Annotated in this window: 22 protein-coding genes; 9 read left to right on the top strand and 13 right to left on the bottom strand. The window is 68.0% G+C overall.

What is annotated here, in order from left to right; translation table 11 throughout:
* Window positions 1-28: 28 nt before the first annotated feature.
* Window positions 29-721 (top strand): SHOCT domain-containing protein, encoded by a 693-nt coding sequence (locus NTM_RS07835; RefSeq protein WP_163765974.1) that lies wholly within the window; start codon window positions 29-31, stop codon window positions 719-721.
* 145 nt (window positions 722-866) lie between these two features.
* Entirely contained in the window at window positions 867-1,007 is a 141-nt protein-coding gene (locus NTM_RS28510; RefSeq protein WP_165761562.1) for a hypothetical protein, read from the top strand.
* Between the two features lie 15 nt (window positions 1,008-1,022).
* On the opposite strand, the gene NTM_RS07830 is transcribed toward NTM_RS28510, so the two are convergent.
* Together NTM_RS07830 and NTM_RS07825 are read right to left on the bottom strand one after the other, a co-directional pair.
* Entirely contained in the window at window positions 1,023-1,853 is an 831-nt protein-coding gene (locus NTM_RS07830; protein WP_104865478.1) for an LLM class F420-dependent oxidoreductase, read from the bottom strand.
* A gap of 14 nt (window positions 1,854-1,867) precedes the next feature.
* Window positions 1,868-3,337, bottom strand: a complete 1,470-nt coding sequence (locus NTM_RS07825) for an amidase (RefSeq protein ID WP_104865427.1) — start codon at window positions 3,335-3,337, stop codon at window positions 1,868-1,870.
* A gap of 46 nt (window positions 3,338-3,383) precedes the next feature.
* Here NTM_RS07825 and NTM_RS07820 point away from each other — a divergent pair, with 46 nt between their 5' ends.
* Window positions 3,384-4,217 (top strand): formate/nitrite transporter family protein, encoded by an 834-nt coding sequence (locus NTM_RS07820; RefSeq protein ID WP_104865426.1) that lies wholly within the window; start codon window positions 3,384-3,386, stop codon window positions 4,215-4,217.
* Here the strand turns inward: NTM_RS07820 and NTM_RS07815 are convergent.
* Together NTM_RS07815 and NTM_RS07810 are read right to left on the bottom strand one after the other, a co-directional pair.
* Entirely contained in the window at window positions 4,214-5,374 is a 1,161-nt protein-coding gene (locus tag NTM_RS07815; protein ID WP_163765973.1) for an RNA polymerase sigma factor, read from the bottom strand. The two genes, NTM_RS07820 and NTM_RS07815, sit on opposite strands and share 4 nt — an antisense overlap.
* Complete coding sequence (locus NTM_RS07810; RefSeq protein ID WP_163765972.1) at window positions 5,375-5,782, bottom strand: YciI family protein; 408 nt, start codon at window positions 5,780-5,782, stop codon at window positions 5,375-5,377.
* Between the two features lie 118 nt (window positions 5,783-5,900).
* Between NTM_RS07810 and NTM_RS07805 the strand changes: the two genes are divergently transcribed.
* Entirely contained in the window at window positions 5,901-7,445 is a 1,545-nt protein-coding gene (locus NTM_RS07805; RefSeq protein WP_163765971.1) for a phospholipase D family protein, read from the top strand.
* 135 nt (window positions 7,446-7,580) lie between these two features.
* The gene (locus NTM_RS07800) at window positions 7,581-8,087 is read left to right on the top strand and encodes a hypothetical protein (RefSeq protein ID WP_163765970.1); all 507 of its coding nucleotides are present in this window, start codon (window positions 7,581-7,583) and stop codon (window positions 8,085-8,087) included.
* Here the strand turns inward: NTM_RS07800 and NTM_RS07795 are convergent.
* Genes NTM_RS07795 through NTM_RS07775 form a run of 5 tightly spaced genes read right to left on the bottom strand, consistent with a single transcriptional unit; the run spans window position 8,033 to window position 10,911 of the window.
* Window positions 8,033-8,710 carry an energy-coupling factor ABC transporter permease gene (locus NTM_RS07795; protein ID WP_163765969.1) on the bottom strand — a complete coding sequence of 226 codons (678 nt, stop codon included), beginning with the start codon at window positions 8,708-8,710 and terminating at the stop codon, window positions 8,033-8,035. The two genes, NTM_RS07800 and NTM_RS07795, sit on opposite strands and share 55 nt — an antisense overlap.
* A 23-nt stretch (window positions 8,711-8,733) precedes the next feature.
* Window positions 8,734-9,039, bottom strand: a complete 306-nt coding sequence (locus tag NTM_RS07790) for a nitrile hydratase accessory protein (protein ID WP_163765968.1) — start codon at window positions 9,037-9,039, stop codon at window positions 8,734-8,736.
* A complete protein-coding gene (gene nthA, locus NTM_RS07785) occupies window positions 9,036-9,656 on the bottom strand; it encodes a nitrile hydratase subunit alpha (protein WP_083142507.1) in 621 nt (206 codons plus the stop codon). The genes NTM_RS07790 and nthA overlap by 4 nt, the downstream gene beginning before the upstream one ends.
* A complete protein-coding gene (gene nthB / locus NTM_RS07780; protein WP_104865421.1) occupies window positions 9,653-10,390 on the bottom strand; it encodes a nitrile hydratase subunit beta in 738 nt (245 codons plus the stop codon). The genes nthA and nthB overlap by 4 nt, the downstream gene beginning before the upstream one ends.
* On the bottom strand, window positions 10,387-10,911 hold the full coding sequence (locus tag NTM_RS07775) for a DUF1097 domain-containing protein (RefSeq protein ID WP_104865420.1): 525 nt from the start codon (window positions 10,909-10,911) through the stop codon (window positions 10,387-10,389). The genes nthB and NTM_RS07775 overlap by 4 nt, the downstream gene beginning before the upstream one ends.
* A gap of 237 nt (window positions 10,912-11,148) precedes the next feature.
* Between NTM_RS07775 and NTM_RS07770 the strand changes: the two genes are divergently transcribed.
* Window positions 11,149-12,120, top strand: a complete 972-nt coding sequence (locus NTM_RS07770) for a GlxA family transcriptional regulator (RefSeq protein WP_163765967.1) — start codon at window positions 11,149-11,151, stop codon at window positions 12,118-12,120.
* Here NTM_RS07770 and NTM_RS07765 read toward each other — a convergent pair.
* The 4 genes from NTM_RS07765 to NTM_RS07750 all read right to left on the bottom strand — a co-directional run bounded on the left by NTM_RS07765 (window position 12,070) and on the right by NTM_RS07750 (window position 16,247).
* Complete coding sequence (locus NTM_RS07765; RefSeq protein WP_163769414.1) at window positions 12,070-13,092, bottom strand: GlxA family transcriptional regulator; 1,023 nt, start codon at window positions 13,090-13,092, stop codon at window positions 12,070-12,072. The two genes, NTM_RS07770 and NTM_RS07765, sit on opposite strands and share 51 nt — an antisense overlap.
* A gap of 155 nt (window positions 13,093-13,247) precedes the next feature.
* On the bottom strand, window positions 13,248-13,943 hold the full coding sequence (locus tag NTM_RS07760; RefSeq protein ID WP_163765966.1) for a cysteine hydrolase family protein: 696 nt from the start codon (window positions 13,941-13,943) through the stop codon (window positions 13,248-13,250).
* Window positions 13,940-14,872 carry a nitrilase-related carbon-nitrogen hydrolase gene (locus NTM_RS07755; RefSeq protein WP_163765965.1) on the bottom strand — a complete coding sequence of 311 codons (933 nt, stop codon included), beginning with the start codon at window positions 14,870-14,872 and terminating at the stop codon, window positions 13,940-13,942. Before NTM_RS07755 ends, NTM_RS07760 begins: the two co-directional genes overlap by 4 nt.
* 16 nt (window positions 14,873-14,888) lie before the next feature.
* Entirely contained in the window at window positions 14,889-16,247 is a 1,359-nt protein-coding gene (locus NTM_RS07750; protein ID WP_163765964.1) for a uracil-xanthine permease family protein, read from the bottom strand.
* Between the two features lie 494 nt (window positions 16,248-16,741).
* On the opposite strand from NTM_RS07750, the gene NTM_RS07745 reads away from it, so the two are divergent.
* The 3 genes from NTM_RS07745 to NTM_RS07735 all read left to right on the top strand — a co-directional run bounded on the left by NTM_RS07745 (window position 16,742) and on the right by NTM_RS07735 (window position 19,412).
* On the top strand, window positions 16,742-17,575 hold the full coding sequence (locus tag NTM_RS07745) for an ABC transporter ATP-binding protein (RefSeq protein ID WP_163765963.1): 834 nt from the start codon (window positions 16,742-16,744) through the stop codon (window positions 17,573-17,575).
* Window positions 17,572-18,585: an aliphatic sulfonate ABC transporter substrate-binding protein gene (locus NTM_RS07740; RefSeq protein ID WP_163765962.1), complete on the top strand. Its 1,014-nt coding sequence runs from the start codon at window positions 17,572-17,574 to the stop codon at window positions 18,583-18,585. The genes NTM_RS07745 and NTM_RS07740 overlap by 4 nt, the downstream gene beginning before the upstream one ends.
* A gap of 161 nt (window positions 18,586-18,746) precedes the next feature.
* Window positions 18,747-19,412, top strand: coding sequence for an ABC transporter permease (locus NTM_RS07735; protein WP_197746377.1), 666 nt, complete (start codon window positions 18,747-18,749; stop codon window positions 19,410-19,412).
* Window positions 19,413-19,419 lie beyond the last annotated feature (7 nt).

Raw genomic sequence — 19,419 nt, 5'->3', positions numbered from 1 at the left:
CTGAGACCGCGTGGGGTACTACCGACGCATGACTGCCGCCGTACCCCCGGACCTGGAGCATGAGATCGACGACATCGCCCGCCGCCACGGGCTTTCCCGTGATTCGGTGCTGGCGATGTGGGTCGCGGTGCGCAACGGCGGCGGCACGATGGCGCAGTTCTCGGTCCCGGAACTCGGGGGCTCGGGACAGTGGATGCGCGGCGGCATGACGATGGTCGGCGACATGTTCGACCACGCGCTCAAGGCGCGCGTCGACGCGCTGTGCACTGAGCTCGCCGGGCTGCCCGCCACCGGTGCGGCCGCCGCCCCGCAACAGTGGTGGCCGGCCGGCCTCGGCACCCCCAGCTCGACCGGCGGGCAGAACGACACCAGGTACGCGGTGTTCCCCGCGACACGCCGGCTGGCCGTGCAGAGCGGCGGGGTGACAAGGGTTTTCGACACCGGCGAGCATCGGATCGGCGGTGTCCAGCAACAGCAGGGCGGGCCCGCGGCGACGCTGACGTTCACCAGTCAGCTGGGCACGTTCGGTATCTCGGCGCTGCGTGAGATCGGCACCGCGGAGACGGCGGGTTCCCCCGCGCCCGCGGCAGAGAACCCGGCCCCGGACGACTCCTCGGCGATCATCGCCGCGATCGAGAAGCTGGCCGGACTGCACGAGCGCGGCATCCTCACCGACGCCGAATTCGCCGCCAAGAAGGCCGAGCTGCTCGGCCGGCTGTGACCGTGTGACGGCGGTCTCTGTCCGCAAAATCACACGTCAGCGGCTTGATTAACGTCGTTGTAACACGGAGCATGGACAGCGTCCGGCCGATGGGCGATCCCCGATTCGCGCCGGACCTCAATCCAACACACAGGAGTTACGCAAAATGTTCGCGCAGTACCGTGCCGCCCGTCAGATCTCTCGCGATCGGCGACGCCTGTACGCACGGATCGCGAAGATGCCGAACTCCACCATCCGCGACGAACTCGTCGCCGTCGCGCAGCGGTACGAATCCGCCGAGCGCTGACCTGACCGATTCCGTTCAGCCGCCGTATCGCTGCACCTGCTCGGCGTAGTCGTCGAGCAGGCGCAGTGATACGTCCAGCGGCTTGGTCGGCAGCAGCAGGTTCAGTTGCCCGAAACCGATCTCCTGCGCGGCATGCCAGTAGTCCGGTTTCGCCGGCGTGCCGAACTGCACCAGCGGCACCTCGTACGTCGCGCTCGCCCGGATCTGGTCGATGCGGCGCGAAAGATGCTCGATCGGAAGTGGATTCGAGATCCAGCCGGCTTCGTGACGGATGATCCGCCTCACCGTCGCATCGGAGTCGCCGCCGATCAGGATCGGCGGATGGGGCTTCTGCACCGGCTTCGGCCGCTGATATGACGGAGCGAAATCCACGTACTTGCCGTGGTATTCGGCCGGTTCCTCGGTCCACAACGCCTTGATCGCCTCGATGCGCTCGTCCAGCAGTGCACCGCGCGTCTTCGGATCGGTGCCGTGCTGGCGGAGTTCCTCGATGTTCCAGCCGGCGCCGACGCCGAAGGTGAAACGGCCGCCGGAGATCACGTCGATGCTGGCGGCTTCCTTGGCGGTGACGATCGGGTCCCGCTGGATCAGCAGCGCGATACCGGTGATCAGTTCGATCGTCGACGTGACCGCCGCCGCGGCGGCCAGCGTCACGAACGGGTCCAGGGTCCGGTAGTAGATCTTCGGCAGCTCGCCGCCGAGCGGATACGGCGACTCCCGGCTGGCCGGGATGTGCGTGTGCTCGGCGACGGCCAGCGCCGTGAAGCCGCGCTCCTCGATCGCACGCGCCAGCGACACCGGGTCGATGGTGTCTTCGTTGACGAACGTGGAGATCCCGAACTTCATGCCGTGCTCCTGTCTCACACCTGCGGCGTGCGGTGCGCCCATGGCGCCGCCTGCTCCAATTGTGCGCCGAGCTGCAGCAGCAGCGTCTCGCCGGCCAGCGGCGCGACGAACTGCACCCCCAACGGCACCCCGTCGGCCGTCCAGTGCAGCGGCAGCGAGATCGCCGGGCGCCCGGTGATGTTCGCCAGTTGGGTGTAGGGCACCCAGCCGAGGTTCTCGTCCACCATGTCGTCGACGATCTTGGTGAACCGCAGCAGCGCGGCCGTGCGCGTCTTGAGCAGCACGTCGGCCGCGCGCTGCAGTGCGACGGGCAGATCGAACTCGCCGATCTTCGGTGGCGGTGTCGCCAGCGTCGGGGTCAGCAGCAGGTCGTGCGACTCGAAGAACGTGGTGAGCCTGCGGGTGTGGTCGTGGCGGCGCGCCACCGCGTCGAGGTAGTCGACGCTGCTGGTGGCCCGGCCCAGCGCGGCCATGATCAGTGTGTCCCGCTCGAACATCTCGTCACCGGCCCCGGTGAGCCGCTTGGCCTCGGCGACCTCCCAGGCCAGCGTCACGAACCAGGTCAGCAGGAAATCGCGGGCCAGCGCGGCGTCGTCGTACGGGGCTTCGGACAGTTCGACGACCTCGTGTCCCAGGTCGGTCAGCAGACGGGTGGTCGCCTCGACCGCGGCGTACGCCTCACGATGCGGCTGCGGGGTGATCGCCGAGGGCACCCGCACGCCGATGCGCAGCGTGCGGGGGGCGGTCGCGACGCTCGCCGCGAACGGCATCTCGGGCAGCGCCGGGGTGAACGGGCCATACGGTTCTCCGCCGCTGATCACGTCGAGCATGCCGGCGGTGTCGCGGACGGTTCGCGACACCACGCCCTGCACCGCCGCGCCGTGCATCGATTCGCCGTACGCCGGGCCGGTCGGGGTCAGCCCGCGGCTCGGCTTCAGTCCGACCAGCCCGCAGCAGGCGGCCGGGATCCTGATGGACCCGCCGCCGTCGTTGGCACCGGCGCACGGCACGATGCCCGCCGCCACCGCGGCCGCCGAACCACCGGAGGAGCCGCCCGGTGACCGGGTCAGGTCCCACGGGTTGCGCGCGGGGCCCCAGACCTCGGGTTCGGTGATGCCCTTCGCGCCGAACTCAGGGGTGTTGGTCTTGCCGAAGATCACCAGACCCGCGTCGAGCCAGCGCGCAACGATGGCGCCGTGCTCGGCGACCGGCAGGTACCGCAGCGACCGTGAGCCACCCGACGTCGGCAGCCCCGCGTAATCCTGAGACAGATCCTTGATCAGGAACGGCACCCCGGCGAACGGGCCCGTGCGGGGCTCGCCGTCGGGCACCGGCACGTCGCGCACGATCGCGTTGATCTTCGGGTTCACCTCGGCGGCCCGCTCGCGCGCCAGCGCCAGCAGTTCGGCCGCGGTGACCTCGCCGTCGGCGACCAGCTTCGCCAGCCCCGTCGCATCCTGTGCCCGGTACTCGTCGACATCCATGCGACCGACGGTATCGTCCGCCCCGGTCGTGGGTACTCGCGCTGCCATGAGCTCGACCAGCCAGCGTGAGCTCGGCGATACCGACAGCCCGATCGAGGACGCGTTGGAGAACGCGTTCAACCGGATGATCGACGAGGGCACCCAGCGACTGCACCGCACCTGGCGTGAGGTGCTGGTGACCGGCTTCTTCGGCGGGACCGAGGTCGCGATGGGGGTGCTCGCGTATCTGTCGGTGCTGCACGCCACCGGTAACCAGTTGCTCGCCGGGATCGCGTTCTCGGTCGGTTTTCTCGCGCTGCTGCTCGGCCGCAGCGAGCTGTTCACCGAGGGCTTCCTGATCCCGGTCACCACCGTCGCGGCCAAACGCGCCAACGCCGCCCAGCTGCTGAAGTTGTGGTCCGGCACACTCGCGGCGAACCTGGCGGGCGGCTGGCTGATCATGTGGCTGGTGATGACCGCGTATCCGAAGCTGCGCGAACAGACCACGACATCGGCCGAACACTTCGTGCACGCACCGCTGAACGCCGAGACGGTGGCGCTGGCCCTTTTGGGCGGCATGGTGATCACGCTGATGACGCGGATGCAGCACGGCACCGATTCGGTACCGGGCAAGATCGCCGCGGCGGTCGCCGGCGCGTTCCTGCTGGCCGGCCTGCAGATGTTCCACTCAATCCTCGACTCGCTGCTGATCTTCGGCGCGCTGACCGCCGGTGACGCCCCGTTCGGGTATCTCGATTGGCTGTCCTGGTTCGGCTACACCCTGGTGCTCAACATGGTCGGCGGGCTGACGTTGGTGACCTTGCTGCGGCTGATCCGCAGCAAGGACCGGATCAAGGAGGAGCGCCGGGAGGCGGAGTCACCGACGGGCGAGGACCGCTAGCGCTCGGCCCGTAGCCGGGCCGCCTGCAGTGTCAGGTGATCACGCTCGGCGATGCTGCGGGCCTTCGTCGCGGCGGCGGTGTACAGGGCCGCAGCGGTCTCCGTCTCGCCTTTCTTCTCGTACAGGTAGGCCGCGGCGGCGGTGTGGCGCGGCAGCCCCGGGTCGAGTTCGGCAAGTGCGGCCAGTCCCGCCTGCGGGCCGTCGGCCTCACCGACTGCGACGGCGCGGTTGAGTCGCGCGACGGGACTGTCGGTGAGCGCGATGAGTTCGTCGTACCACTCGACGATCTGCACCCAGTCGGTTTCGTCGGCGCTCGTCGCGTCGGCGTGCAGCGCGGCGATCGCGGCCTGGGCCTGGTACTCGCCGAGCCGGTCGCGCGCCAGCGCACTCTGCAGCAGCGTGATGCCCTCGGTGATCAGGTCGCGACGCCACAGGCTGCGGTCCTGTTCGGCGAGCGGGACGAGGCTTCCGTCGGCGCGGGTGCGTGCCGCCCGCCGTGCGTGGTGCAGCAGGAACAGCGCGAGCAGCCCGGAGACCTCCTCGTCGTCGGTCATCGCCGCGAGTTGGCGCGCGAGCCGGATCGCCTCCACCGCGAGGTCGGCGGCGTCCGGGTCGCCGCTGTAGCCCTCGTTGAAGACCAGATAGAGCACTTTGAGCACCGTGCGCAGGTTCCCCGCCCGGCCGAGGCGGGCCATCTCGACGGTGCGTTTGGCCCGGCTGATGCGTTGCGCCATCGTCGATTCCGGGACCAGGTAGGCCTGCGCGATCTGGCGGGTGGTGAGGCCGCCGACGGCCCGTAGCGTCAGCGCCACGGCCGACGCCGGGCTCAGTTCGGGATGAGCGCACAGGAAGTACAGCGCCAGGGTGTCGTCGACGGACTCGGTCCGGCCCGGCGGCGGCGTCTCCCCCTGTTGTGCGCTGAAGGCCGATTCCCGGCGGCGGCGCGCGGTGTCGGCCCGGGCGAGGTCGACGAAGCGGTGCCATGCCGTCGTGACCAGCCACGCCTTCGGATCGTCGGGCGGAGACTGCGGCCACGTCTGCCACGCCCGTACCAACGCGTCCTGCGCCGCGTCCTCGGCGGTGGCGAAGTCCGCACCACGCTTGATCAGGATCGCCAGGACTTCGGGGATCAGCGCCCGCAGGCGTGCCGTGTCCATCTAATCGTCGAGGTGCGGCACCGCGGTCAGGAACGGCCGGACCTCCAGCCACTCGTGGATCGGTTTCCCACCGGCGCCGGGCGCCGCGGACAACTCGCCGGCGAGTTCCACGGCCCGGTCATAGGAGTCGACGTCGATGATCATGAAGCCGGCGATCAGATCCTTGGTCTCGGCGAACGGCCCATCGGTGACCGGCGGGCGTCCGTCGCCGTCATGACGCACCCATGCGCCGTCGGGTGCCAGGGCGTGGCTGGCGACGTACTCGCCGGTGTCCTTGAGCCGGTCGGCGAAGTCCTGCATGTACCGAATGTGGGCTCGCACCTCCTCGGGGGCCCAGCGGTCCATCGGGACATCGTTCACCGAGGCCGGGGCACCCCGGTAGTGCTTGAGCACCAGGTACTTCGCCATCGAGGTCTCCTTCGGTTTGCGACCGTTGTTGGTCGTCTATCCCAGGAGACGGAGCCGACCAAAGATTCACGACATCGTCCGGCGAAGTATTTCCGACGACCCGACGGGATGGGTGGCAATGACCGAACTGTCGGACTGGTTTCTCACCCGCGCCGAGCGGGGCAATCCGTATACCGCGATACCCGACTGGTGCACCGGCAGCTTCGTGCGCCCGCTGATTCACGGCTCGACCTATTTCCAGCGGCTGGCCACCGAGGTCGACAGCCTCGGTCCGGGCGACTACGTGTTCTTCACCGACTGGCGCGGCGACCCGGACGAACGCCTGCGCGCCGAGGGTCCGACGATCGCCGAGGTGTTCTGCCGTGCCGCGCTGCGCGGTGTCACCGTCAAAGGCCTGGTGTGGCGCTCGCATCTGGACGCGCTGTCCTACAGCGAGGAGGAGAACCAGCATCTCGGTGAGGCCATCGAGGCCGCAGGCGGTGAGGTGTTACTCGACCAGAGGGTCCGGTTCGGCGGGTCCCATCACCAGAAGCTGGTCGTCCTGCGGCATCCCGGCAGCCCGGAGCGAGATGTCGCGTTCGCCGGCGGGATCGACCTGTGTCACTCCCGCCGCGACGACGCCGAGCATCGGGGTGATCCGCAGCCGATCCGGATGGCCAAGGCCTACGGGGACCGTCCCCCGTGGCACGACGTGCAGCTCGAGATTCGCGGACCGGCGGTCGGGGCCCTGGACACCACGTTCCGGGAGCGTTGGACCGACCCGGCGCCGCTGGACATGCTGTCGCCGATCGCCTGGGTCGCCGACAAGCTCCGTCGCGCGGACCTGACTCCTGGTGAACTGCCCCCGCAGCCGCCGGATCCCGAACCGCTCGGCCCGCATTCGGTGCAGGTGTTGCGCACCTACCCGGACGCGCATTTCGAGTACGCGTTCGCCCCCAACGGCGAGCGCAGCGTCGCGCGCGGCTACACGAAGGCCGTCAGACGGGCGCGTCGGCTGATCTACCTTGAGGACCAGTACTTGTGGTCGGCGCAGGTGGCGCATCTGCTCGCGCAGGCCCTGGCTGAGAACCCGGATCTGCATGTCGTCGCGGTGGTGCCGCGCCACCCCGACGTCGACGGCAGACTCGCGTTGCCGCCCAATCAGGTCGGCCGCCGCTTGGCCATCGAACGGTGCCATCAGGTCGACCCGCACCGAATGCATGTCTTCGACGTGGAGAACCATTCGGGCACACCGGTTTACGTGCACGCGAAGGTATGTGTCGTCGACGACGTCTGGGCATGTGTCGGCAGTGACAACTTCAACCGCCGGTCGTGGACGCACGACAGCGAGTTGTCCTGCGCAGTCCTCGACGAGACCGGGGTGTTCGCTCGTGATCTGCGGCTGCAGTTGATGCGCGAGCATCTCGACCTCGCGCCGGACGGCAGCCAGGACGGCGATCTGGCCGATCCGGCGTCGGCCGTCGAGGCGGTGCTCGCCTCGGCGCAGGCCCTGCAGGACTGGTATGACGACGGACGGCGCGGGCCGCGCCCGTCGGGACGGTTGCGGCCGCACCGGCCGGAACGACTCAACCGGTGGACGCGGTTGTGGGCCGAACCCGTCTACCGGGCCGTCTACGACCCCGACGGGCGGTCCTACCGGGACCGGTGGCACCACCGCTGGTAGGCCGGGACAGCTAAACCCGATGTTTCCATATCGATATCGAGGTTTGTCCCATTTGCCACACGGGTAACTCTTGTCACAGCGCTGGGACGCCGGCGCCGACCCAGATCCCGAGAAAGAGTCGAATGGAACATACGAATGAACACTGTTTTGTACTTCAGCCCCAGCGGCGCCGTATATGAGACCCGTGCCTATACCGAGGCCGACATCAACCGTCTGATCCAAGACCAGGGCCTGTACTCCCTGAGCAGCACCGACCGGCAGTTCGACTTCTGGTTCAGCCCGGCCACCCAGGGCTGCCAGCGCCGCGTCAACCGGCTGGCCACCGAAGTACTCTTGGCCACAACCGATTTCACCGCCAAGTCGGTCCCGCTGCTGCGCGGCTGCGTGGTGGTGGCCACCCACGATTCCGATGGCGACCTCGACGGCCTGAGCTGGCAGCAGCTCGCCCTGCTGTCCGAGAAGGCAGCCACACTGTCCAAGCGCGACGACCGCGTGCTGTCCCGACGGATCGCCGGCGACGAGCGCCGGCGCACCCGCGAGATCGCTCCCGCGGTTCCCGCGCCGGCGGGCGTCACCTGCGCCCGGCCTCAGGCCGGGTTGAAGAGGCGTGGTTCCAGCCACGCCCCGTCTTTGAACCGCTGAGCGGCCTTCGCCGCCGCGAGCACGGCCAGATCGGCCACCGGTTCCACCACGATCACCAGCAGATAGGCGGCACCGAAAGTGGCCACGCCGGCCAATGTCTCGGCAGTGACGCCCTGCCCGTAGACCGCCCAGAACGCCACCCAGGACACGATGCCGGCCTGGTAGGTCGCTGACAGGGTCAGCGCCTGGCGGTATTTCAAGTCGACATAGCGGGTTTGCGGCGCGATGGTCCTCCCGGCGACGTACTGCAGTGCCAACAGCGGCACGACGAGTGTCGTGACGTTCATCCCGTATTGCGGTAGGTCGAACGGAGCGAACAGCAGGCCCTGAATCAGCAGGCCCGCCGCCAGACCGAAGGCCGCCGGCGCGGCTCCGAAGATCAGGAAAAGCGTCGACCCGAGGATGAGGTGGACTTCGGAGACGCCGACCGGAAAGTGCGGGAACAGTTCGAAGAACACGAGGGTCAGCACCGTCGTGGCGGCACTTCCGAGAATCAGCGACGCGCCACCGCGATGCTTGACGTGCTTCCACGCCGCGCTCACCGCGTAGACGCCGGCACCCGTCGCACTGGCGTAACTCAGCGCGATCTTCGCGCCGTCGACTATCCCTGGCTCGATGTGCATTCCAATTCCGTTCTCTTGCTGGGTCAGTGATCGTCGTGGATGGCGTGGTCACCGTCATCGGTGACCACCGGATTGATCAGAATCTGGCGCTGCGCGACCACGTTCTCCAACGCGGCAACCCAGTGGTCGTAGTACTCCCATTCGGCCCGGTCGGTTTCCGGGGTGGCCTCCCAGGCGCCGATCGTCTCGATGAGGCTCTGCTGGAACTCACTCCACGGGTAGTGGCCGAACTCCGAGAGTGCCAACGCGAGCCCGAATGCCCTGCGCTGCCAGTCGTGATCGAACGACGGGGCCGCCTGGTCGGTGGTGCAGGTGCTGTGCAGTTTCACGACGCACGTCCTGCCAGTGCGACGCCCATCATCGACTCCGTGGTGACCAGGTCCATCAACTCGTCATCGGTCAGTTCCTCGGTGCCGGCGGGCCGTTCCGGGATGACGAACCATCGTGAATGGCCGCTGGAATCCCAGACCTTGATCTCGGTGTCCTCGGCGAGCTCGACACCGACTTCGGCGAGGACAGTCCGGGGCTCCCGCGCGGCCCGCGCGCGGAACACGGGATCCTTGTACCAGTACGGCGGTAGTCCGAGGACCGGCCACGGGAAACACGAGCACAGCGTGCAGATCACCAGATTGTGCACGCCGGGAGTGTTGGCGACCGCCTGCAGGTGCTCGCCCTCCGCGCCGGCCATCCCCTCCGGCAACTCCAGTTCCGCGATGGCTGCCGGGGTGTCGACGACGACCCGCGCCGCGAAGTCGGGATCCGTCCACGCTTTGACCACGATCTTCTTGCCGTTGAGCGGGGTCATCTCGGATTCGAAGTAGGACAACACCTTGTCGACGGTTTGGCTGGTGATCACGCCCTTTTCGATCAGGAGCCGTTCGAGCGCGGAAACCCTGTCCGCGCTGAGTTTCTCACGCTCTGACGGATAGGCGAACTGCTCTGTCACTTGACCTCCTCGATGGGTTGGAGATACGCCTCGAAAAGCTCGGCGTAAAGGGCATTGGCGCCCGGTTCTGCCCTGGGGCCCCACAGCTCCTCCGGGGTGAACTCGACGATGTAGATCGGCATCGGGTCGCCGATGCCGTCGCCGGTGTGGACGAAGTATCCGTAGTCACCCTCGAAGATGCGTTGCACCGTACCGACTTTGGCGCGAAGGTAGCCGGGCAGACGGGTGTGCGCACCGGCCGGCGCGTTGGCGATCACCACCCTCTCGCCCACCGCGAACTTCGGATGCGCGACGTCGCGGCGCGGGCTGTCTCCCCGCCGCAGGTAGTCGATCACCTGATCGTCGATCGCCGGGTCACCGCCTTCGACGACCGCCGATTCAGGCGCCTCGATGAGCGCGCTGATCTCCTCCTCGGAGACGTAACCGTTGTCGATGAAGAACTGGCTGATCCCGCCGAGCCACTTCTCGTAATAGCGGAACTTGAAATAGTCGAACGGGTTCATACCCTCGGCGCCGGTACGCAGCGACGCCCATGTCCACTCGTCCCGGAAGGTCGTCGGGACCTCCTCGACCGGATACTGCGGCAGGGCAGTGCCGAGGTGGTTGCTCAGGCCCATCATCGCCACGTGGATGCCGAAGATCCGTTTCTCCCAGTCTTCGACGAAGACCTTCTTCTCGAGATTCAGTGGTTCTGGCAGGCCCTCAAGCCCGCCGAGATAATGCTGCAGTTTCACGCCGTCACCCCTTCCGGATCGGGACGGCCGGCGGGCGCCGGTCGCGTCATCAAGGTGGCCAGGTACTCGGAGGCGATGCCGAACGTCGCGCCGAGCACGCAGGCGCACGCGGCCACCAGCCCCGGATGGGAGATGCTCGTGGCTGTGACCAGCTGGCCCGTCCCGGCGACGGTCGAGACCGTGGAGGCGAACCCGACGACGACAGCAGGCGTGGTCGACAGCAGCCCGACCCACGAGGCCTGAACCATCACCGCACTGCCGACACCGACCGCGATCGCGGTCGCGGTCAGGCTTCCGCCGAGCACGTGCGCCGCGTACAGGCTCGCGCTGGCGATCGCGACGCCGACCAGGTTCGAGCACACGGAGCGGACCCAGCCCGACGGCCCGCCACCGACGAAGAAGAACGACGCCCATGCCAGGAACACCACCCAGATCGGGACAGTGACCAATGTGGCCGTGAACGCCACCGCAACCCCACCGAGCACACCGATGCTCAGGGTGAGCGCAGACCGCGAATCCATACCGCCCCCACTCTCGTTTCGACCAACAGGACCGGGCCCGTGGCATCAGACCCGTGAACCACGTTGGGCTCGTGATGTTTCGGAGATGTAACCCCGGGCTTTCGGGCGTTCTCCACGAAGGACAAACTTGCGCCCAAACGGGACATCGGTCGATCCACGACCGACCGACACAGACACGTCGGATGCAATTCCGGACATCGGCGCACACGCGAGGTGACCAAGGGTCACGCTGTGGCCATGAGTTCGGCCGTCCACCCCCACCCGCGCCACATCGCGATGCTGGTGTTCGACGACGTGCGGGCTTTCGATGTGGCCGGTCCGCTCGAGGTCTTCGACATCGCCCGGGAGATGGGCTGCGCGTACACGGTCGGGCTGTACTCCACGACCGAGTCGCCGACGGTCCGGTGCGCATCCGGGGTGACGTTGCATGCCGCCCCGGCCTCGACGCTCGCGACGGTGGACACCCTGCTCGTGCCCGGCGGCGCCCCCCTCGTGACCGGCGGGATACCCCACCATCTGTCGAGAGTCATCCGTTCGCAGGTGAGAACGTCGCGCCGGATCGCAGCGGTCTGCACAGGATCCTTCGCCCTGGCCGCCGCAGGCGTGCTCGACGGCCGGCGCGCGACGACGCACTGGCGACATCTGGACACCTTCGCCGCCCGCCACCCCGCGACCATCGTCGATCTGGACTCGGTGTACGTGCGCGACGGTGCGGTATGGACGTCCGCGGGTGCATCCGCGGGCATCGATCTGGCCCTCGCGCTGGTCGGCGACGACTACGGACACGCTGTCGCACAGGAGATCTCGATAGAAATGGTGGTGCTGGGACGGCGATTGGAAGGGCATCCACAGATCTCCGTCGCTGCCCGAACACCGCGACCCAAGCACCCCGGGATCGAACGGCTACTGGTGACCATCGCGGTCGACCCCGCGGGAAACTACGAACTCGACACGGTGGCAGGGCAACTCGGCCTCAGCGCGCGACACCTCGCAAGACTGTTCAAGTCTCAGGTGGGCGTGACGCTACGAAAGTACGTGCACGATGTCCGGCTGGAGAACGCCGTCGGACTGGTCATGGCCGGCGAATCGTTTCATGCCGCGGCACGTCGCAGTGGCCTGCATGCGGGCGCCCGGGTGCGTGACCACCTGGTCAGTCGGTCACACGTCGACACCCGTGGTGCGGAAGCGACTCCGGTACACACCGGGTGAGATGCCGAGGTTGCGGCGGAACGTGCGCCGCATCGTGTCCGGCGTGCCGAAACCGCTGCGCCGGGCGACGGATTCCTGACTGTGGTCACCGGTCGCGAGCAGGACTTTGGCGGCCTCCAGGCGCGCGTGCTCGACGAAGCGCGCCGGCGTCATGCCGACCTGATCCCGGAACACCCGAACCAGGTGCCGCTCGCTGACAGCGGCGCGGGCTGCCATCGAGGCGAGCGAATGGTCTCCGGCCGGATCCGAGATGACCGAATCCACCACCTCACGCAGTCCACCGGTCACCGGCAGCGCCGATTCGGCCCAGACGCTGAACTGGGCCTGCCCGCCCGGCCTTTGCAGGAACACCACCATCCACCGCGCCACCCGGCGGGCCACCGCCGGGCCGAAATCACTCTCGACCATCGCGAGCGCGAGATCGATGCCCGCGGTGATGCCCGCGCCGGTGATGAATGGCCCGTCCTGGACGAAGAGGGAGTCCGGATCGACGATCACCGCCGGGTAATCGCGCGCCAGGGTCTGGCAGTGCGCCCAGTGGGTCGTCGCCCGTCGCCCGTCGAGGAGGCCGAGAGCAGCCAGCACGAAGGAGCCGGTACACACGGAGGCGATCCTGTGCGCCCTCGGCGCGAGCCGACGCACCATGTCCATGGCATCCGCGACCGAGTCCGGCGTCGGTTCCTCCGGGATGTCGTGCAGGCCCGGGGTGAAGGTGAAGTCCGCCGGGACACCTCCGGGTACCACCAACGTATCGAAGGTGTGAGGTAGGTCGGCCACCGCGACATCGACGTTCAGGGTCGCGAACGCCGTGGTCCCGACCGGTCGGCCGGTGGGCGAGGCGGTCAGCACCGTGTACCGCGCGCCGAAGTCGTTGGCGCGGGCGAAGATCTCCAGCGGTGCCGCGACGTCCTGCAGCGTGACTTTGTCGTAGAGCGCGAAGACGATGGTCTTGGTGCCGGCGCCGCCGTCCACCCCGCCGCCCGCCGGCGTGCCATGTCTGAATTCGTCTGCCACGTGTCCGTTTCCGCCCGTCGGGGACCCTCCCCGGCGTGCCGATTGTGTCGGTCAATGTAACGGCGGTCTGTTACCGCCACATTGCCTGCGACACATCGTCACGTCACTGGGCCTCATCCGCCGACGGTGCCGTCCCAGCACTCGAGCAGCGACTGCGATGTCGTGACCAACCCGAGGTGTAGCGACATCATCGCCAGCGCGGCTGCCTCCAGCGCCTCGTCCGTCCCGCGCACCAGGTCCTGCAGCACGGTGACCCGGTAGCCGAGGTTCGATGCGTCGAACGCCGTGTTGAGCACACAGCAGTCGGCCATGATGCCGTCGAGCACCACCGCGGTCATCCCCATCTGCCGCAGCAGGAAATCGAGGTCGGTCGGATAGAACGCCGACAGTCGCTTCTTACCGGTCACCACCTCGTCGGCCGGGGCGACCTCGGTGACGAACTCGGTCCACCTGCTGCCGGCCAACGCGTGCCCGTCGGCACCGGGGATCGGTCCGACGTGGTGGGGGAACGTCACGCGCCACGCACTGCTGCTGGTGCCCAACACATCGTCGGCGCCCGACGCGCGCACTTCGGAGCGGACGTGGATGACGGGCACCCCGTGCGCACGGGCCGCCCGGTGGAACGCGTCGACCGCACCGACGATCTCGCGTCCGCGCGGGGCCGGGCACGGGCACGCGGGATCCTCGGACAGGTGACCCTCGTGCATGTCGATCGATACGACGGCGGTGCGCCGGGGATCCAGCCAGGCCGCGAAGTCGCCTGCCGGATCGAGTCCGTGCTCACGCCCGTAGACCAGATGGCTGCTCATGGTGCCTCGCTTTCGATGGGATGCTGCGCGAACAGATGCGCGAACAACTCGGGCCGGTTGTAGTGGCCGGCGACGTCGTGGACGAACTTCGGACCGATGACGCCGCCGGGATCGACGTCGGCGCAGACCAGTTGCGGCGCATCGCTTTCGGCGCGGGCCAGGATCTGCCCGGCGGGACCGAGGATCGCCGCCCGCGCCCCGATGTCCGCCCGGCGCAGATAGGCGTCGGCACCGCCGTACCCGTACGCGTCGATCATCTCCTGCGACACCGTGGTCACCGCGCTGATCACATAACACTTCAGTGAGTACGCCAGCGACCTGGGCACCAGGTCGACGACGGGACCCATCGCCAGCGACGGGCTGAAATGCTGCGGCCACGACGCGACGTGCACCGTCGGGTAGGCGCGCGCCGCTGCGTACTGGGCGAGCGGGTTGGAGTTCTCACCGCAGATCAGGCCGCTGACCGTGATGCCCTGTGCCGCAGAACTGTTGACACTGCCGGTCTGTCCCGGGGCGTGTACCAGGCGTTCGCCGATGGTCGGCACGTACTTCTGGTGCCGTGCGGCCAGCTCGCCGTGGTCGGTGATGTGCAGTTGGGTGTTGAACAGCGTGCCGGTGGTTCCCGGGATTCGTTCGCACGCCCCGATCACGGCCGCGATACCGCCGTCGCGGCAGGCGCCGCGCAGCGCGTCGACCGCTCGCGACGGCACCTCGATCGCGTTGCCGAACAGCCGGGCGTTGAGCTCGAGGAAACGGTCGTCGAACGCGTGCAACTCGCCCCACCCGGGATGGCCCGGGATGAACCCCTCCGGGAAACCGATCACGTCGGCGCCGTCGGCGGCGGCGCGGCCGATCAGCTCGACGGCCTTCGCGACGCTGGCGTCGAGATCCAAGAACACCGGATGGTCCTGGACGGCAGCCAATCTCATCAGGCCGCCGATCTCGTCACGCGTCCGCCGCCACGGCGACCCGGCTCGCCAGCCGTGGCCTGATGATGAAGTTGACCAGGATGTTCAGCGTGATCAGCATGATGACGCCGAGCATCATCGGGGTGTTGATCAACCCGGCGACCTGTGGCGGCAGCGCGGCCAGGATGTCCTCGGGAATCCACTGCGTGCCCAGCGAGACGATGAACGACGTTGCCGCGACGGCGATGTTCAGATCGTCCCAGTGCACCTTCTGCAGCATCTGGATGCCGCTGATCGCGATGATGCCGAACAGGATCGTCGACGCGGCGGACAGCACCACCCCGGACAGTCCGGCGATGAACATACTGATCTGTGGCAGGAACGCCAGCGCGAACGCGAAGATGCCCGCCGCCATCGTGACGAACCGGCTGCCGATGCGGGTGATCCGGATGATGCCGACGTTCTCCGGATAGGACGTGGTGCCGATCCCGCCGAACGCCGCACCCACGGTGGACCCGAGAAACTCGGTGAACAGACCGCGGTTGATGCGGTTGACGCTCAGCTTCTCTCCACCCCAGCCGGAGACCAGGGTGTACATCCCCATCGCCTCGGCCCCGGCCTGGAAGAACGCGAGCAACATCAGGATCACGACCGGCCACGCGACGCCGAACCCGAACGGGAACATCGTCGGCACGCCGATCACCGAGGCCTCACCGAGCGACGGCGGCGACCATATCCCGGCCAGCAGCGCGACGATGGAGCCCACCGCGATTCCGACCAGTATCGCGGCGCGTTTGAACATGGTTGAACCGCCGAAGATCATGCAGCCGAGGATCACCACGACCACCACGGCGCCGACCCAGAAGCTGGACCATCCGTAGGATTCGGTGCCCGCGGTGCCGAACCAGCCGGGCAGGCCGATGTTGGCGAGCTGCGCCCCGATGATCACGAACAGGGTGCCGAACACGATCGGGTCGGCGGCGAACCTGCGGAGGTGGCCGAACAGCCCGAGGTTGCCGATCGGGATCGACAACGCCATGAAGATCAGGCCCGCCACCACCATGGATCCGAACGCCGTACCGAGGTCGTAGCTCGCCGCCGCGGCGAGGATCGCGACGAAGAACGCGGCGGTGGGGCCCTGCACGATCGGCAGCCGCACGATGCGGCTGGACTGCAGAATGGTGACCAGCCCGGTCAGCAGGAAGCAGGCCTGGACGATATGGCTGACGTCCTCTTGGCTGAGTTCCAGCGTCGCGCCGATGAGGACAGGAAAGATCCAGATACCGGTCAGCGCCAGAAGGTGCTGCAACCCGAACAGGCCCGTCTTGGGCAGCGGCAGACGGTCCTGGATACCGACGTCCAGCACCGCCTCTCGATCGGCGGTGAATTCAGACACACCGCAATCATTATGCTCTGGCTGAATGTCTGTCAATGGTCGGGAAGCTCCCGAAACGCGGTTCCCCAGGTCGACATATCGCAGTTAACCAGCTCTTTACGCGGACACGGCGGGCGCGGAAGACCGGGAAGCATGTTCGATGAGATTCAAATTCCGATCCGGGCCCGAAACCCGCCGTTTCCATCCGCGTTTCGGGGGTCGCGGCACGGGGAAGAAGTGACACGCACCGTTACACATCATCGCTGTTGTGTCACGGCATACCGCGACGGTCCCCAACCGAAAGGCCTACGATGACGACTCCCGAGCCGGGCAAGGACGCCGACAGCGTGACCGAAGAAGTCTTGACCACGCCCGCCACCCCGGGGGCCGAAGCCCTCCCCTCCGAACCCGAGGACGACGCCTCTTAGTGGACGGCCGCCGCGGTCGGCAAGCGTTCAAACCGCGGTGGCGAAAACCCGTGACGACCCCGCGCGCGGGGCGTCATCATCCCCCGAATGTCCGCGAACTCCCTGGCCACGCTCGACCGCGTCGCCGATCACGCGTTCGCGGTGTCGTTCCACGGCCTCGGCCGCGCGTTCGGCGCGGGCGGCGCCGTGCGGCCGGTGCTTCGCAACATCTCACTTGAGGTCGAGCGCCGGGAGATCCTCGCGATCCTGGGGACGAGCGGATGCGGCAAGTCCACCCTGTTGCGGATCGTCGCGGGCCTCGACTCCCCCACCGTGGGCACCGTCGGGATCGACGGGACACCGGCGCGTGAGTACGACCCGCGCTGTGCCGTCGGCTTCCAGGAGCCTCGCCTGTTGCCGTGGCGCACCATCGCCCAGAACGTCGCACTGGGGCTGCCCCCGAAGACCCCATCCGCGCGGGGACGCGAAACCGTCGCGACACTACTGGATCTCGTCGGGCTCACCGAGTTCGGCGGCCACCGTCCGCGGCAGATCTCCGGCGGGATGGCCCAGCGCGCGTCGCTGGCGCGCGCCCTGGCACGCAACCCCGGCGTGCTGCTGCTCGACGAGCCGTTCGGCGCGCTCGACGCGCTGACCCGACTCAAGATGCAGGATCTGCTGCTCGATGTCCACGCTGCCGCCCCGACCACGGTGCTGCTGGTCACCCACGATGTCGACGAGGCGCTACAGCTCGCCGACCGGGTGATCCTGCTCGGCACCGAAGACGGAGTGCCCGGCGCGTCGATCCGCCAGACGCTGACCGTGCCGGGGGATCGCCCGCGCGACCGCGGTTCAGCCGAACTCGCCGAACTCCGCGTCCAGCTCCTCGACGGCCTCGGCGTCGAAGCCCACCGCACCACCTATCAGGAAAGCAGAGTATGAGACTCAAGGCGTACACCACGGCGCTGATCGCGGCACTGGCATTACTGCTCACCGGGTGCGTCTCGGGCGAGAACCAGGCTTCCCAGAGCAGCGAGACCGCCGACGGCGAACTCGCTGGCCAGACTCTGAACATCGATTTCGCGACCTACAACCCGCTGAGCCTGGTCATCAGGAACCAGCGTTGGCTGGAAGATGAAGGCCTGCAGGTCAACTGGGTCCAGTCGGCCGGATCGAACAAGGCCAACGAGGCGCTTCGTGCCGGCGCGATCGACGTCGGCTCCACCGCCGGGTCGGCGGCGCTGCTCGCTCGCGCGAACGGCTCGCCGATCCAGGTCATCGGGATCTACTCCCAGCCCGAATGGGCCGCCCTGGTGGCTCCCGCGGGCAGCGACATCACCAGCGTCGAACAGCTGCGCGGCAAGAACGTGGCAGCCACCAAGGGCACCGACCCGTACTTCTTCCTGCTGCAGGCACTGGAGGCCAACGGGTTGAGCGTCGAGGACGTCACGGTGCAGAACCTCCAGCACGCCGACGGCTGGGCCGCGCTGCAGAACGGTTCGGTCGACGCATGGGCCGGCCTCGACCCGATCATGGCCGGCGCCGAACAGACCGGGGCGACGCTTTTCTACCGCAACATCGATTTCAACAGCTTCGGCTTCCTCAACGCTCGCGAGGACTTCCTGCAGGACAAGCCCGAGCTCGCCCAGCTCGTCGTCGACGCCTATGCCGCGGCGGCAGAATGGGCCGCGGACAACCCCGATGAGACGGCGAAGATCCTCGCCGACGCCGCGGGCCTGGAGCCGGCGGTCGCGGAGAGGGTGATCCGGGAGCGCAGCAACCTCGACGTCGATCAGGTCCCGGGCGCCACCCAGCTCGCGGTGCTGGAGAAGATCGGGCCGATCTTCGTCGACCTCGGGGACGTGCCGAACCAGCAGCAGGTCGACGACGCGCTGGCCTCGCTCATCAACGACAGCTTCGCCGAGCAGGCCGACGCGACCCGCCTCGGATGAGGTGGTGACCGACAGTGGTAACCGACACCGCCGTCGCAGCGGCTCCGCAGGGCACCCGCAGCGGCGGGTGGCTGAATCGCCGCTGGGTGCGGACAGTCGGTGGCTCGCTGCTGCCTGCCGTCATTCTCGCGGTGTGGCATTGGGTTTCGTCCGCCGGCCTGATGCCGGTGTCGGTGCTGCCGTCGCCGGCCATGGTGTGGCTGGCCGCGGTCGACCTCGCCGAGCGCGGCCTCTACGGGCACTACATCGCGATCTCGACGCAGCGGGTCCTGGTCGGCTTCGCGTTCGGCGCCGCGATCGGCCTGGCGCTCGGCGCGATCGTCGGGTTGTCGCGGCTGGCCAACGTGCTGCTCGCGCCGACATTCGGCGGGATCCGCGCGGTGCCGTCGCTGGCGTGGGTGCCGCTGCTGATCCTGTGGTTCGGCATCGGCGAGGAGTCCAAGATCATCCTGATCGCGATCGGGGCGTTCTTCCCCGTCTACACGATCGTCGGCGGCGCACTGCGCCACGTCGACGCGCACCTGCTGGAGGCGGGCCGGGCATTCGGCCTGCGGGGTGTGAAATTGTTTGCGACCGTGCAGCTTCCCGCTGTGGTGCCGTCGACGGTCTCGGCGCTGCGGCTCGCGTTGGCGCAATCGTGGCTGTTCCTGGTCGCCGCCGAACTCATCGCGAGCTCGATGGGGCTGGGCTTCCTGCTGCTGGATTCGGGCCAGAACGGCCGCATCGACCGCATCTTCCTCGCGATCATCTCGCTGGCACTGCTGGGCAAGCTCACCGACTCGATCCTGAGCCTGTTCGAGAAGTGGGCGATCCGCAAATGGGCCTGATTGGCTG

This window comes from Mycolicibacterium parafortuitum (genome assembly GCF_010725485.1).
Lineage (GTDB): Bacteria > Actinomycetota > Actinomycetes > Mycobacteriales > Mycobacteriaceae > Mycobacterium.
Note: the sequence above shows the minus strand (reverse complement) of the source record. Positions and strands in the feature narration are given on the sequence as shown.

Bases quoted from the DNA above. Each gene is read 5' to 3' on its own strand.
- NTM_RS07835 (WP_163765974.1), top strand. From the start codon at position 29: ATGACTGCCGCCGTACCCCCGGACCTGGAGCATGAGATCGACGACATC.
- NTM_RS28510 (WP_165761562.1), top strand. From the start codon at position 867: ATGTTCGCGCAGTACCGTGCCGCCCGTCAGATCTCTCGCGATCGGCGA.
- NTM_RS07830 (WP_104865478.1), bottom strand. From the start codon at position 1,853: ATGAAGTTCGGGATCTCCACGTTCGTCAACGAAGACACCATCGACCCG.
- NTM_RS07825 (WP_104865427.1), bottom strand. From the start codon at position 3,337: ATGGATGTCGACGAGTACCGGGCACAGGATGCGACGGGGCTGGCGAAG.
- NTM_RS07820 (WP_104865426.1), top strand. From the start codon at position 3,384: ATGAGCTCGACCAGCCAGCGTGAGCTCGGCGATACCGACAGCCCGATC.
- NTM_RS07815 (WP_163765973.1), bottom strand. From the start codon at position 5,374: ATGGACACGGCACGCCTGCGGGCGCTGATCCCCGAAGTCCTGGCGATC.
- NTM_RS07810 (WP_163765972.1), bottom strand. From the start codon at position 5,782: ATGGCGAAGTACCTGGTGCTCAAGCACTACCGGGGTGCCCCGGCCTCG.
- NTM_RS07805 (WP_163765971.1), top strand. From the start codon at position 5,901: ATGACCGAACTGTCGGACTGGTTTCTCACCCGCGCCGAGCGGGGCAAT.
- NTM_RS07800 (WP_163765970.1), top strand. From the start codon at position 7,581: ATGAACACTGTTTTGTACTTCAGCCCCAGCGGCGCCGTATATGAGACC.
- NTM_RS07795 (WP_163765969.1), bottom strand. From the start codon at position 8,710: ATGCACATCGAGCCAGGGATAGTCGACGGCGCGAAGATCGCGCTGAGT.
- NTM_RS07775 (WP_104865420.1), bottom strand. From the start codon at position 10,911: ATGGATTCGCGGTCTGCGCTCACCCTGAGCATCGGTGTGCTCGGTGGG.
- NTM_RS07770 (WP_163765967.1), top strand. From the start codon at position 11,149: ATGAGTTCGGCCGTCCACCCCCACCCGCGCCACATCGCGATGCTGGTG.
- NTM_RS07760 (WP_163765966.1), bottom strand. From the start codon at position 13,943: ATGAGCAGCCATCTGGTCTACGGGCGTGAGCACGGACTCGATCCGGCA.
- NTM_RS07755 (WP_163765965.1), bottom strand. From the start codon at position 14,872: ATGAGATTGGCTGCCGTCCAGGACCATCCGGTGTTCTTGGATCTCGAC.
- NTM_RS07745 (WP_163765963.1), top strand. From the start codon at position 16,742: ATGTCCGCGAACTCCCTGGCCACGCTCGACCGCGTCGCCGATCACGCG.
- NTM_RS07740 (WP_163765962.1), top strand. From the start codon at position 17,572: ATGAGACTCAAGGCGTACACCACGGCGCTGATCGCGGCACTGGCATTA.
- NTM_RS07735 (WP_197746377.1), top strand. From the start codon at position 18,747: ATGCCGGTGTCGGTGCTGCCGTCGCCGGCCATGGTGTGGCTGGCCGCG.